The organism is Streptomyces sp. NPDC002669, assembly GCF_042889165.1.
GTDB lineage: Bacteria > Actinomycetota > Actinomycetes > Streptomycetales > Streptomycetaceae > Streptomyces.
The window spans coordinates 72,790-85,637 of the sequence record NZ_JBIAQQ010000031.1 but is presented as its reverse complement, the minus strand read 5'-3'; the positions used below and the strand labels follow the sequence as shown (position 1 = coordinate 85,637).

General features: G+C 71.1%; 11 protein-coding genes. All 11 read right to left on the bottom strand.

Annotated features, from left to right (window positions below; all coding sequences use genetic code 11):
* Nucleotides 1-93: 93 nt before the first annotated feature.
* The 11 genes from metK to ACFYW1_RS33045 all read right to left on the bottom strand — a co-directional run bounded on the left by metK (nt 94) and on the right by ACFYW1_RS33045 (nt 12,847).
* The gene (gene metK / locus ACFYW1_RS33095) at nt 94-1,302 is read right to left on the bottom strand and encodes a methionine adenosyltransferase (protein ID WP_389001657.1); all 1,209 of its coding nucleotides are present in this window, start codon (nt 1,300-1,302) and stop codon (nt 94-96) included.
* 241 nt (nt 1,303-1,543) lie between these two features.
* Nucleotides 1,544-2,746 carry a bifunctional phosphopantothenoylcysteine decarboxylase/phosphopantothenate--cysteine ligase CoaBC gene (gene coaBC, locus ACFYW1_RS33090; RefSeq protein WP_389001654.1) on the bottom strand — a complete coding sequence of 401 codons (1,203 nt, stop codon included), beginning with the start codon at nt 2,744-2,746 and terminating at the stop codon, nt 1,544-1,546.
* A 133-nt stretch (nt 2,747-2,879) separates the two neighbouring features.
* A complete protein-coding gene (rpoZ, locus tag ACFYW1_RS33085) occupies nt 2,880-3,152 on the bottom strand; it encodes a DNA-directed RNA polymerase subunit omega (RefSeq protein WP_003970369.1) in 273 nt (90 codons plus the stop codon).
* A gap of 161 nt (nt 3,153-3,313) precedes the next feature.
* Complete coding sequence (gene gmk, locus ACFYW1_RS33080) at nt 3,314-3,925, bottom strand: guanylate kinase (RefSeq protein ID WP_148833312.1); 612 nt, start codon at nt 3,923-3,925, stop codon at nt 3,314-3,316.
* 38 nt (nt 3,926-3,963) lie between these two features.
* The gene (locus ACFYW1_RS33075; protein ID WP_014157387.1) at nt 3,964-4,287 is read right to left on the bottom strand and encodes an integration host factor; all 324 of its coding nucleotides are present in this window, start codon (nt 4,285-4,287) and stop codon (nt 3,964-3,966) included.
* 244 nt (nt 4,288-4,531) lie between these two features.
* Nucleotides 4,532-5,371, bottom strand: coding sequence for an orotidine-5'-phosphate decarboxylase (gene pyrF, locus ACFYW1_RS33070; protein ID WP_389001647.1), 840 nt, complete (start codon nt 5,369-5,371; stop codon nt 4,532-4,534).
* Nucleotides 5,368-6,477: a quinone-dependent dihydroorotate dehydrogenase gene (locus ACFYW1_RS33065; RefSeq protein WP_389001644.1), complete on the bottom strand. Its 1,110-nt coding sequence runs from the start codon at nt 6,475-6,477 to the stop codon at nt 5,368-5,370. Before ACFYW1_RS33065 ends, pyrF begins: the two co-directional genes overlap by 4 nt.
* Before the next feature lie 65 nt (nt 6,478-6,542).
* Nucleotides 6,543-9,851 carry a carbamoyl-phosphate synthase large subunit gene (carB, locus tag ACFYW1_RS33060; RefSeq protein WP_389001640.1) on the bottom strand — a complete coding sequence of 1,103 codons (3,309 nt, stop codon included), beginning with the start codon at nt 9,849-9,851 and terminating at the stop codon, nt 6,543-6,545.
* Entirely contained in the window at nt 9,844-10,986 is a 1,143-nt protein-coding gene (gene carA, locus ACFYW1_RS33055) for a glutamine-hydrolyzing carbamoyl-phosphate synthase small subunit (RefSeq protein ID WP_389001637.1), read from the bottom strand. Before carA ends, carB begins: the two co-directional genes overlap by 8 nt.
* Nucleotides 10,983-11,564 carry a hypothetical protein gene (locus ACFYW1_RS33050; RefSeq protein WP_389001634.1) on the bottom strand — a complete coding sequence of 194 codons (582 nt, stop codon included), beginning with the start codon at nt 11,562-11,564 and terminating at the stop codon, nt 10,983-10,985. Before ACFYW1_RS33050 ends, carA begins: the two co-directional genes overlap by 4 nt.
* A complete protein-coding gene (locus ACFYW1_RS33045) occupies nt 11,561-12,847 on the bottom strand; it encodes a dihydroorotase (protein WP_389001630.1) in 1,287 nt (428 codons plus the stop codon). The genes ACFYW1_RS33050 and ACFYW1_RS33045 overlap by 4 nt, the downstream gene beginning before the upstream one ends.
* Nucleotide 12,848 lies beyond the last annotated feature (1 nt).

Sequence of the window (12,848 nt, the reverse complement as noted above, 5' to 3'; positions counted from 1 at the left end):
GACAGCGGCCCCGGCCCCGGACACCGCACGCGCCGGGGCCCGGACACCGCGCGTGGTGTCCGGGCCCCGGCGTACGGGCGAAGTGCGGGGGGCCTACAGCCCGGCCGCCGCGCGCAGCGCGTCCACCCGGTCGGTGCGCTCCCAGGTGAAGTCGGGGAGCTCGCGGCCGAAGTGGCCGTACGCCGCGGTCTGGGAGTAGATCGGGCGCAGCAGGTCGAGGTCGCGGATGATCGCGGCCGGGCGCAGGTCGAAGACCTCGCCGATGGCGTGCTCGATCTTCTCGGTGTCGATCGCGGCGGTGCCGAAGGTCTCGACGAACAGGCCGACCGGCTCGGCCTTGCCGATCGCGTACGCGACCTGGACCTCGCAGCGGGCGGCTAGGCCGGCCGCGACGACGTTCTTGGCGACCCATCGCATCGCGTACGCCGCCGAGCGGTCCACCTTCGACGGGTCCTTGCCCGAGAAGGCGCCGCCGCCGTGCCGGGCCATGCCGCCGTAGGTGTCGATGATGATCTTCCGGCCGGTCAGACCGGCGTCGCCCATCGGGCCGCCGATCTCGAAACGGCCGGTCGGGTTCACCAGCAGCCGGTAGCCCTCGGTGTCGAGCTTGATGCCGTCCTCGATCAGCTGCGCGAGCACGTGCTCCACGACGAACTCGCGGATGTCGGGCGCGAGCAGCGAGTCGAGGTCGATGTCGCTGGCGTGCTGCGAGGAGACGACGACGGTGTCGAGACGGACGGCCTTGTCGCCGTCGTACTCGATGGTGACCTGGGTCTTGCCGTCGGGGCGCAGGTACGGGATGGTCCCGTTCTTGCGGACCTCGGAGAGCCGGCGCGAGAGCCGGTGCGCGAGGTGGATCGGGAGCGGCATGAGCTCGGGCGTCTCGTCGCAGGCGTAGCCGAACATCAGGCCCTGGTCGCCGGCGCCCTGCTTGTCGAGCTCGTCCTCGTCGCCCTCGACCCGCTTCTCGTAGGCGGTGTCGACGCCCTGCGCGATGTCGGGCGACTGCGCGCCGATGGACACCGAGACGCCGCAGGAGGCGCCGTCGAAGCCCTTCTTGGAGGAGTCGTAGCCGATTTCCAGGACCTTGTTGCGCACGAGGTTCGGGATGTCGGCGTAGGCCTTGGTGGTGACCTCACCCGCGACGTGCACCAGACCGGTGGTGATCAGGGTCTCGACGGCGACCCGGGAGGTCGGGTCCTCACGGAGCAGTGCGTCGAGGATGGTGTCGCTGATCTGGTCGGCGATCTTGTCGGGGTGGCCCTCGGTGACGGACTCCGAGGTGAAGAGACGGCGGGACACATCGCTCCCTGGGGTTGCAGCGGCTGCTGGCTGATCATTTGGCGGACCGCCGGGAGCTGCGCCCGACACGGTCCTGGATCAGTTTATCGGTCGCTTTCGCCCGGCGGACAGTGTGTCTCGCCCCTTGGGAGTTCTGTGACCGGCCCCACGTTCCCCCCGCGGCCGCCGACCGGCCTCCGGAAGCCGGTTTTTCCCCGAGTTTCAGGGGTTCCGGCCCGGTCGGCGGCATGCAGCAAGAATTTCACCCCAGGCGTACCGACACGAGGTCCCAGACCGTGTCGGCGAGTGCTTCCTTGGGTCCGTGGGGCACCTGGGTCTCGCCGCCGTCCGCCGCGAGCACCACCGCCTCGTTCTCCTCCGACCCGAAGGTCCTGCGCTCCCCCACCTCGTTGACGACTAGGAGGTCGCAGCCCTTGCGGCGGAGCTTCTCCCGGCCGTTGGCGAGGACGTCGTCGGTCTCGGCGGCGAATCCCACGACGATCTGGCCCGGCCGGGCGCGTTCGCCGGCCACCTCGGCGAGGATGTCGGGGTTGCGGACGAGCGTGATGGGCGCGGGCTCCTGCCCGTCCTTCTTCTTGATCTTCCCCGTGGCGTACTCGGCGGGGCGGAAGTCGGCGACCGCCGCCGCCATCACGACCACATCGGCGTCCGCGGCGGCCTTCAGCACGGCCTCGCGCAGCTGGACGGCGGTCCCGGCGTGCAGGACGTCGGCCCCGGCCGGGTCGGGCAGACCGGTGTTGGCCTCGACGAGGGTGACCCGGGCGCCGCGGGCGACCGCGGTGCGGGCCAGCGCGTAGCCCTGCTTGCCCGAGGAGCGGTTGCCGAGGTAGCGCACCGGGTCGAGCGGCTCGCGGGTGCCGCCCGCGCTGATCACGACGTGGCGCCCGGCCAGGTCGGGCTCGACGGGCCCGCGGGCCAGCACCCGGCGGCAGATCTCGAAGATCTCGCCGGGGTCGGGCAGCCGGCCCTTGCCGGTGTCGACGCCGGTGAGCCGGCCGACGGCGGGCTCGATGACGACGGCGCCGCGGCGGCGCAGCGTGGCGACGTTCTCCCGGGTGGCGGGGTGCTCCCACATCTCGGTGTGCATGGCGGGCGCGAAGACGACCGGACAGCGGGCGGTGAGGAGGGTGTTGGTGAGCAGGTCGTCGGCGAGGCCGTGGGCGGCCCTGGCGAGCGTGTCGGCGGTGGCGGGGGCGACGACGACGAGGTCGGCGCCCTGCCCGATCCGGACGTGCGGGACCTCGTGGACGTCGTCCCAGACCTCCGTGGACACCGGGTGGCCGGAGAGCGCCGACCAGGTGGCCTCCCCCACGAAGTTCAGCGCCGACCCGGTCGGGACGACGCGCACGTCGTGTCCGGACTCGGTCAGCCGGCGCAGCAGCTCGCACGCCTTGTACGCGGCGATGCCCCCGCTGACCCCAAGAACGACCTTCGGCTTGTCCACTGCGTCTCCCCGCACTCGGATACGAACAACCCCCATGCTGCCTCACCGCACCGGCCCCGACGCCGTCGCCCCGGACACGCCTCGGGCCCGGCTGCCGTGGCGGCCGGGCCCGAGGTGAAGGTGCGATTCCTGCTTACTGCGCGGGGCCCTCGATGGCCTCGGAGGTGAGCAGGCCCGCGTTGATCTCGCGGAGCGCGATCGACAGCGGCTTCTCGTGGACGTGGGTGTCCACGAGCGGGCCGACGTACTCCAGGAGACCCTCGCCGAGCTGCGAGTAGTACGCGTTGATCTGGCGCGCGCGCTTGGCGGCGTAGATCACGAGGCTGTACTTCGAGTCGGTGGCCTCGAGGAGCTCATCAATCGGCGGGTTGATGATGCCCTCGGGCGTGGTGATGGAAGAGGACACTCTCTGCCTTCCGAAGGGGGTAAAGATCAAAGAAAACTTTGACGGTGCGGGGTTCCGCCGTGCTTGCCAGGGCCGGTCACGACTGCGTCGTGCTGTGACTCAACGGTTCAAGCGGTTCGAACCGTTCAGATCCTTCAGACCGTTCAGTCGTGCGTCAGTCGCTAGCCGGCACGGTGGCCGGAAGCCTCCAGCATCAAGGCTAGCAGCTCACGGGCCACGTCCTCGACGGAGGTGTTGACCAGCGTCGTGTCGAACTCGGCCTCGGCGGCCAGTTCGACCCGGGCGGCGGCAAGCCGGCGCTCGATCACCTCGGGCGCCTCGGTCCCCCGGCCGGTGAGCCGGCGGACCAGTTCGTCCCAGCTCGGCGGGGCCAGGAAGACCAGCTGGGCCTCCGGCATCGACTGCCGGACCAGCCGGGCGCCCTGGAGGTCGATCTCCAGCAGCACCGGCTCGCCCGCCTCCAGGCGGTCGAGCACGGCGCGGCGGGGCGTGCCGTAGCGGTTGCCCGCGAACTCGGCCCACTCCAGCAGCTCGCCGTTGGCGATCAGCTTGTCGAACTCCCCGTCGTCCACGAAGAAGTAGTGGACGCCGTCGCGCTCGCCGGGGCGCGGCTTGCGGGTCGTCGCCGACACCGAGAGCCAGACCTCGGGATGGACCTTGCGCATATGGGCGACGACCGTGCTCTTGCCGACCCCGGAGGGGCCGGAGAGCACGGTCAGCCGCGGACGTACGTCCGGGGGTACGGGGGACGTCCCCCGGGATGTTGCAGCCATGCAGCGATTATCCAGGTTCTCGGGGGTGCCCGAGAACGTCAGGCGGCGCTGCCGCCGAACTCACGCTCCAGGGATGCGATCTGGTTGGAGCCGAGACCCCGGACCCGGCGGCTCTCGGAGATGCCGAGCCGCTCCATGATCTGCTTGGCGCGGACCTTGCCCACGCCCGGCAGGGACTCCAGGAGGGCGGAGACCTTCATCTTGCCGATGACGTCGTTCTCCTGGCCCTGCTTGATGACCTCGTGGAGGGAGGCGCCGGAGTGCTTGAGTCGATTCTTGACCTCGGCCCGCTCCCGGCGAGCCGCGGCGGCCTTTTCGAGCGCGGCTGCGCGCTGTTCAGGGGTAAGGGGCGGAAGAGCCACGCCTACGTCACCTCGGATGTCGATCTGTCGGATACGGACCGGTGAGGACGCAGATCGCCCCGCACCAGGTGAGCGACGAACACTTCGTGCGCATCGGCTCTCGACGGAGACTAGCGGCCAAGACCGCCCGAGTCAGCGAGAACCAACGAAAAGTCCTGGTCAGCCTTGGCCGACCAGGACATTTCAGGCATAACAACCGAGTTTTTTGGTCAGGAAACAGTCAACGGGCTGTTACGTGGCCCGTTCACCCATCCGAGACGGCGGCCCGGATCTCGTCCGCGAACCGTTCCGCGGCCGCCCGCAGCCCCGCCGCGTCCGGTCCGCGGCTCAGTACGCCGCGGCTCACGCTGGGCACCACGTTGCCCACCGCGTCGCCGAAGACTCCGGGCAGATCCGCGGGCGTCGCCCCCTGCGCCCCGATCCCGGGGGCGAGCAGCGGCCCGTTGATCGCCAGGTCCGCTCCCGCGTCCCCGAGCGTCGCGCCGACCACCGCGCCCACCGAGCCCAGCGGGCTGGCCCCCGCGTTCTCGGCGGCCATGTGGTCCAGCATCAGCTGGGCCAGCGAGCGGCCGTCGGCGGCGGTGGCGCGCTGCACCTCGGCGCCCTCCGGGTTGGAGGTGAGGGCGAGCACGAAGACGCCCGCGCCGGAGGCGGCCGCCGCGTCGAGCGCCGGGCGCAGCGAGCCGAAGCCGAGGTACGGCGAGACGGTGACCGCGTCCGAGAACAGCGGCGAGGCCGGGTCCAGGTAGGTCGCCGCGTAGGCGCCCATGGTGGAGCCGATGTCGCCGCGCTTGGCGTCCATCAGCACCAGCGCGCCGGCCGCCCGCGCCTCCGCCACGGCCTTCTCCAGCACGGCGATGCCGCGCGAGCCGAAGCGCTCGAAGAACGCCGACTGCGGCTTCAGCACGGCGACCCGGTCGGCCAGTGCCTCCACGACGGTGCGGGTGAAGCGCTCCAGGCCGGCGATGTCGTCGGCCAGGCCCCAAGAGGTCAGGAGCGAGCTGTGCGGATCGATGCCCACGCAGAGCGGTCCGCGGGTGTCCATGGCGCGGCGCAGGCGTGCGCCGAAGGGTTCGGGGCTCATGCGGTGGCCTTCCGGGTTTCCGCGCCGACGGCCTCGGCGAGCGTTGTGTACGGGGAGGCGGCCAGGCGCGCGGCCAGGCCCTTGTGGATCGCCCTGGCGTAGAACGGGCCCTCGTAGATGAAGGCGCTGTAGCCCTGGACGAGCGTGGCGCCCGCCAGGATGCGCTGCCAGGCGTCCTCGGCGTTCTCGATGCCCCCGACGCCGACGAGGGTGATCCGGTCGCCCACGCGCGCGTACAGGCGGCCGATGACCTCCAGGGAGCGTGCCTTGAGGGGCGCGCCGGAAAGTCCGCCGGTCTCCCCGGTCAGGGCGGGCGCGGACCTCAGGCCGAGGCCGTCGCGGGCGATGGTGGTGTTGGTGGCGATGATGCCGTCCAGACCCAGCTCGACCGCGAGGTCGGCGACCGCGTCGATGTCCTCGTCCGCGAGGTCCGGGGCGATCTTGACGAGCAGCGGGACCCGGCGCCCGGTGACGACCCGGTCGGCCGCCTCGCGCACGGCGCCCAGCAGCGGCCGCAGCGCCTCGGTGGCCTGGAGGTTGCGCAGGCCCGGGGTGTTGGGCGAGGAGACGTTCACGACGAGGTAGTCGGCGTGGCCGGCGAGGCGCTCGGCGGACTTCACGTAGTCGCCGACCGCCTCGGCCTCCGGCACGACCTTCGTCTTGCCGATGTTCACGCCGACCGTGGTCCGGAAGACCGGCCTGCGGGCGGCCAGCCGGGCGGCCACGGCGGCCGAGCCCTCGTTGTTGAAGCCCATGCGGTTGATCAGCGCACGGTCCGCGACGAGGCGGAAGAGGCGCTTCTTGGGGTTGCCGGGCTGCGGCTCGCCGGTGACGGTGCCGATCTCGACGTGGTCGAAGCCGAGCATCGCCATGCCGTCGATCGCGACGGCGTTCTTGTCGAAGCCGGCGGCGAGGCCGAAGGGGCCGTGCATGCGCAGGCCGAGGGCCTCGGTGCGCAGCTCCTCGTACCGGGGCGCGAGCGCGGCGGCGACGAAGGTGCGCAGGACGGGGATGCGGGCGGCCAGACGGATCCACCGGAAGGCCAGGTGGTGGGCCTGTTCCGGGTCCATCCGCTTGAAGACCAGCTGGAAGAAGAACTTGTACATCGGGGGTGTCCTCGGTGTCCTCACGGACAGGGGGACACCGTTTCCGGTGTCCCCCTGTGGAGTGCCTAGTCGCGGGCCGCTGTCAGGTGTTCCGCGTGTTCCTGGAGGGAACGGACGCCGACGCCTCCGTGGGTGAGGGCGTCGATGCCCTGGACGGCGGCGGCGAGCGCCTGCACCGTCGTCAGGCACGGCACGGAGCGGGCCACGGCCGCGGTGCGGATCTCGTAGCCGTCGAGCCGGCCGCCCGTTCCGTACGGGGTGTTGACGATGAGGTCGACCTCGCCGTCGTGGATCAGCTGGACGATGGTCTTCTCGCCCTGCGGGCCGGTGCCCTCGGACTGCTTGCGCACGATCGTGGCGTTGATGCCGTTGCGCTTGAGGACCTCGGCGGTGCCGGAGGTGGCGAGCAGCTCGAAGCCGTGGGCGACGAGCTCGCGCGCCGGGAAGATCATCGAGCGCTTGTCGCGGTTGGCGACCGAGATGAAGGCGCGGCCCTTGGTGGGCAGCGGGCCGTACGCGCCGGCCTGCGACTTGGCGTACGCCGTGCCGAAGACCGAGTCGATGCCCATGACCTCGCCGGTGGAGCGCATCTCCGGGCCGAGGACGGTGTCGACGCCGCGGCCGTGGATGTCGCGGAAGCGCGACCACGGCATGACGGCCTCCTTGACGGAGATCGGCGCGTCCATCGGCAGCGTGCCGCCGTCGCCGTTCGCCGGGAGCAGGCCCTCGGCGCGCAGTTCGGCGATGGTCGCGCCCAGCGAGATGCGGGCGGCGGCCTTGGCGAGCGGCACCGCGGTCGCCTTCGAGGTGAAGGGGACGGTGCGCGAGGCGCGCGGGTTGGCCTCCAGGACGTACAGGATGTCCCCGGAGAGCGCGAACTGGATGTTGATCAGTCCGCGGACGCCGACGCCCTTGGCGATGCCCTCGGTGGAGGCGCGCAGCCGCTTGATGTCGAAGCCGCCGAGCGTGATCGGGGGCAGCGCGCAGGCGGAGTCGCCGGAGTGGATGCCGGCCTCCTCGATGTGCTCCATGACGCCGCCGAGGTAGAGCTCGGTGCCGTCGTAGAGCGCGTCGACGTCGATCTCGATCGCGTCGTCGAGGAAGCGGTCGACCAGGACCGGCCGGGTGGGGCTGATCTCGGTGGACTCGGCGATGTACGAAGCCAGCCGCGCCTCGTCGTACACGATCTCCATGCCGCGTCCGCCGAGCACGTAGCTGGGGCGCACGAGGACGGGGTAGCCGATCTCGTCGGCGATGGCCTTGGCCTCGTCGAAGGTGGTGGCGGTGCCGTGCTTCGGGGCGGGCAGCCCGGCCTCGGCCAGGACCCGGCCGAAGGCGCCGCGGTCCTCGGCGGCGTGGATGGCCTCCGGGGAGGTGCCGACAACCGGTACGCCGTTGTCCTTCAGCGCCTGCGAGAGGCCCAGCGGGGTCTGGCCACCGAGCTGGACGACGACGCCCGCGACCGGTCCGGCGAGGCTCTCGGCGTGCACGATCTCCAGCACGTCCTCCAGCGTCAGCGGCTCGAAGTACAGGCGGTCGGAGGTGTCGTAGTCGGTGGAGACGGTCTCCGGGTTGCAGTTGACCATCACGGTCTCGTAGCCCGCGTCGCTGAGCGCGAAGGAGGCGTGGACGCAGGAGTAGTCGAACTCGATGCCCTGGCCGATGCGGTTCGGGCCGGAGCCGAGGATGATCACCGCGGGCCTGGTGCGCGGCGCGACCTCGTTCTCCTCGTCGTAGGAGGAGTAGAAGTACGGCGTCTTCGCGGCGAACTCGGCGGCGCAGGTGTCGACCGTCTTGTAGACCGGGCGGATGCCCAGCGCGTGCCGCACCTCGCGCACGACGTCCTCGCGCAGGCTGCGGATGTCGGCGATCTGGGCGTCGGAGAAGCCGTGCCGCTTGGCCTCGGCGAGCAGCTCGGGGTCCAGCTCGTCCGCGCCCGCCAGCTCGTCGGCGATCTCCTTGATCAGGAAGAGCTGGTCGACGAACCAGGGGTCGATCTTCGTCGCCTCGAAGACCTCCTCCTGGGTGGCGCCGGCCCGGATCGCCTGCATGACGGTGTTGATCCGGCCGTCGGTCGGGCGGACCGCCTCGGCGAGCAGCGCGGCCTTGTCGCCGGGCTCGCCGGTGAAGGAGAACTGCGAGCCCTTCTTCTCCAGCGAGCGCAGCGCCTTCTGGAGCGCCTCGGTGAAGTTCCGGCCGATCGCCATGGCCTCGCCCACCGACTTCATGGTGGTGGTGAGGGTGGAGTCGGCGGAGGGGAACTTCTCGAAGGCGAAGCGCGGGGCCTTGACGACGACGTAGTCGAGGGTCGGCTCGAAGGATGCCGGGGTCTTCTCGGTGATGTCGTTGGGGATCTCGTCGAGCGTGTAGCCGACGGCCAGCTTGGCGGCGATCTTGGCGATCGGGAAGCCGGTGGCCTTCGACGCGAGCGCCGAGGAGCGGGAGACGCGCGGGTTCATCTCGATGACGATGACGCGGCCGTCGTCGGGGTTCACGGCGAACTGGATGTTGCAGCCGCCGGTGTCGACGCCGACCTCGCGGATGATCGCGATGCCGATGTCGCGCAGCCGCTGGTACTCGCGGTCGGTGAGCGTCATCGCGGGGGCGACGGTGATCGAGTCACCGGTGTGGACGCCCATCGGGTCGAAGTTCTCGATGGAGCAGACGACCACGACGTTGTCGTTCTTGTCGCGCATCAGCTCCAGCTCGTACTCCTTCCAGCCGAGGATGGACTCCTCCAGGAGCACCTCGGTGGTCGGGGAGAGCGTCAGGCCCTGGCCGGCGATGCGGCGCAGTTCGTCCTCGTCGTGGGCGAAGCCGGAGCCGGCGCCGCCCATGGTGAAGGACGGGCGGACGACCACGGGGTAGCCGCCGAGCTCGTCGACGCCCGCCAGGACGTCGTCCATGGAGTGGCAGATGACCGAGCGGGCGGACTCGCCGTGGCCGATCTTGGCGTTGACGGCCTCGACGACGCCCTTGAACAGGTCGCGGTCCTCGCCCTTGTTGATGGCCTCGACGTTGGCGCCGATGAGCTCGACGCCGTACTTCTCCAGGACGCCGTTGCCGTGCATGGAGATCGCGGTGTTGAGCGCGGTCTGGCCGCCCAGGGTGGGCAGCAGCGCGTCGGGGCGCTCCTTGGCGATGATCTTCTCGACGAACTCGGGGGTGATCGGCTCGACGTACGTGGCGTCGGCGATCTCCGGGTCGGTCATGATCGTCGCCGGGTTGGAGTTCACCAGGATGACGCGCAGGCCCTCGGCCTTGAGGACGCGGCAGGCCTGGGTGCCGGAGTAGTCGAACTCGGCGGCCTGGCCGATGACGATCGGGCCGGAGCCGATGACCAGGACGGACTGGATATCGGAGCGCTTAGGCACGCTGGCCCTCCATCAGGGTGACGAAACGGTCGAAGAGGTACGCGGCGTCGTGCGGGCCCGCGGCGGCTTCGGGGTGGTACTGGACGCTGAAGGCCGGCTGGTCGAGGAGCTGGAGCCCCTCGACGACCTGGTCGTTCAGGCAGACGTGGGAGACCTCGGCGCGGCCGAACTTCGTGTCGGACACCTTGTCGAGCGGGGCGTCGACGGCGAAGCCGTGGTTGTGCGCGGTGACCTCGACCTTGCCGGTCGTGCGGTCCTGCACGGGCTGGTTGATGCCGCGGTGGCCGTACTTCAGCTTGTAGGTGCCGAAGCCGAGGGCGCGGCCCAGGATCTGGTTGCCGAAGCAGATGCCGAAGAGCGGGGTCTTCCGCTCCAGGACGCCCTGCATGACGGAGACCGGGTGGTCGGCGGTGGCCGGGTCGCCGGGACCGTTGGAGAAGAACACGCCGTCGGGCTCGACCGCGTACACCTCCTCCAGGGTGGCGGTGGCGGGCAGCACGTGCACCTCGATGCCGCGCTCGGCCATCCGGTGCGGGGTCATGCCCTTGATGCCGAGGTCGATCGCGGCGACGGTGAACTTCTTCGTGCCGATCGCGGGGACGACGTAGGTCTCCTTGGTGGCGACCTCGGTGGAGAGGTCGGCGCCCACCATCTCGGGGGCCTCCTGCACGCGGGCCAGCAGCGTGGCCTCGTCGGCGATCGTGTCGCCGGAGAAGATGCCGACGCGCATGGCGCCGCGCTCGCGCAGGTGGCGGGTGAGCGCGCGGGTGTCGATGCCGCTGATGCCGACGACGCCCTGGCGCTCCAGCTCCTCGTCCAGCGAGCGCCGCGAGCGCCAGTTGGAGGGGACCCGGGCGGGGTCGCGGACGACGTAGCCGGAGACCCAGATGCGGCCGGACTCGGGGTCCTCGTCGTTGACGCCGGTGTTCCCGACGTGCGGGGCGGTCATCACGACGACCTGGCGGTGGTAGGAGGGGTCGGTCAGCGTCTCCTGGTAGCCGGTCATGCCGGTGGAGAACACCGCCTCGCCGAAGGTCTCCCCCACGGCCCCGTAGGCGCGGCCGCGGAAGGTGCGGCCGTCCTCCAGGACGAGTACGGCGGGAGCTTTGGCAGCTCCCCGGGTGGAGATCGTCATCGTGCGGTGCCTTCCGTAGTGCGGGTGAGTTGTTCGATGGCCCCGACCCAGGCCGGGTGCTCGGCGGAGTGGTCCGAGCGGAAGCCGGAGTCGATCAGCTTGTCGCCGTGCGCCCAGGTGATGATCAGCAGGCCGCCCTCGGGCAGGACCTTGCCGGCGATGCCCTTGTCGAGCCGGGCCCCGCGCAGTGCGGCGGCCGGGACGAAGAAGTCGGCCGCGCCGGGGCGCCGGACGTCGAGGCCCTGGCCGGTCAGGGCGAGCTCGACGCGGCTGCGGGTGCCCAGGCCGTGGGCGACGATCCGGTCGAGCCACTGCCCGGCGGTGGTCGAGGCGTGGTAGCGGCCGGTCAGGGTGAGCGGCTGTTCGCCGTCCCCGAAGCCCTCGGGCGTGGTGGCGAGTTCCGGCAGCCCGGACTGGAGGCTCCCTCGCCACTTCCATCCCTGGCGCATCAGCCAGTAGACGAAGGCGACGAGGACGAGCAGTCCGACGACCCAGCTGATGCGGGCGGACCAGTCGGTCACTTCGGCCGACTTCTGCTCCGCGGCGAGTCGGAGGTACAGGTGGGTGGGTGATGTCACGCGAGCTTCCCGTCGACGACCGTGGCACGGCCCCGCAGGAAGGTGTGGGTGACTCGCCCCGGCAGCTCACGCCCCTCGTACGGAGTGTTGCGGCTGCGGGAGGCGAAGCCCGCGGGGTCCACGACACCACGGTAAGCCGGATCGACCAGGGTGAGGTTGGCGGGCTCACCGGCCGAGACGGGCCGGCCGTGTCCTTCGAGACGGCCGATGGCCGCCGGGCGGAACGACATCCGGTCCGCGACGCCCGCCCAGTCGATCAGGCCGGTGTCGACCATCGTCTGCTGGACGACGGAGAGCGCGGTCTCCAGGCCCACCATGCCCATGGCGGCGGCGGCCCACTCGCAGTCCTTGTCCTCGTGCGGGTGCGGGGCGTGGTCGGTGGCGACGCAGTCGATGGTGCCGTCGGCGAGCGCCTCGCGCAGGGCCAGGACGTCGGCCTCGGTGCGCAGCGGCGGGTTCACCTTGTAGACCGGGTTGTAGGACCGTACGAGCTCGTCGGTGAGGAGCAGGTGGTGCGGGGTGACCTCGGCGGTGACGTCCCAGCCCTTGGACTTGGCCCAGCGGACGATCTCGACGGAGCCGGCGGTGGACAGGTGGCAGATGTGCACCCGGGAGCCGACGTGGGCGGCGAGCAGGACGTCGCGGGCGATGATCGACTCCTCGGCGACGGCGGGCCAGCCGCCGAGACCGAGTTCGGCCGAGACGACGCCCTCGTTCATCTGGGCGCCCTCGGTCAGGCGGGGCTCCTGGGCGTGCTGGGCGACGACGCCGTCGAAGGCCTTCACGTACTCCAGCGCGCGGCGCATGATCACCGCGTCGTCGACGCACTTGCCGTCGTCGGAGAAGACCTTCACCCCGGCGGCCGAGTCGTGCATGGCGCCGAGCTCGGCGAGCTGCTTGCCCTCCAGTCCGACGGTGACGGCGCCGATCGGCTGCACGTCGCAGTAGCCGGACTCCTTGCCCAGCCGCCAGACCTGCTCGACGACGCCGGCGGTGTCGGCGACGGGGAAGGTGTTGGCCATGGCGTGCACGGCGGTGAAGCCGCCGACGGCCGCCGCCTTCGTCCCGGTGAGGACGGTCTCGGAGTCCTCTCGGCCCGGCTCGCGCAGGTGGGTGTGGAGGTCGACCAGGCCGGGCAGCAGGATCTGCCCCTCGGCCTCGACGACGGTCGCGCCGGCGGCGTCGAGGCCGGTGCCGACCCCGGCGATGGTCTCCCCGTCGATCAGCACGTCCTGGGGTTCGCCGCCGAGGATCTTCGCGCCGCGGATAAGAATCTTGCTCATG

What these genes read in the sequence shown, in the direction of transcription:
- ACFYW1_RS33045 (WP_389001630.1), bottom strand. Translation starts at nt 12,847, where the DNA reads ATGAGCAAGATTCTTATCCGCGGCGCGAAGATCCTCGGCGGCGAACCC.
- carA (WP_389001637.1), bottom strand. Translation starts at nt 10,986, where the DNA reads ATGACGATCTCCACCCGGGGAGCTGCCAAAGCTCCCGCCGTACTCGTC.
- gmk (WP_148833312.1), bottom strand. Translation starts at nt 3,925, where the DNA reads ATGGCTGCAACATCCCGGGGGACGTCCCCCGTACCCCCGGACGTACGT.
- ACFYW1_RS33065 (WP_389001644.1), bottom strand. Translation starts at nt 6,477, where the DNA reads ATGTACAAGTTCTTCTTCCAGCTGGTCTTCAAGCGGATGGACCCGGAA.
- pyrF (WP_389001647.1), bottom strand. Translation starts at nt 5,371, where the DNA reads ATGAGCCCCGAACCCTTCGGCGCACGCCTGCGCCGCGCCATGGACACC.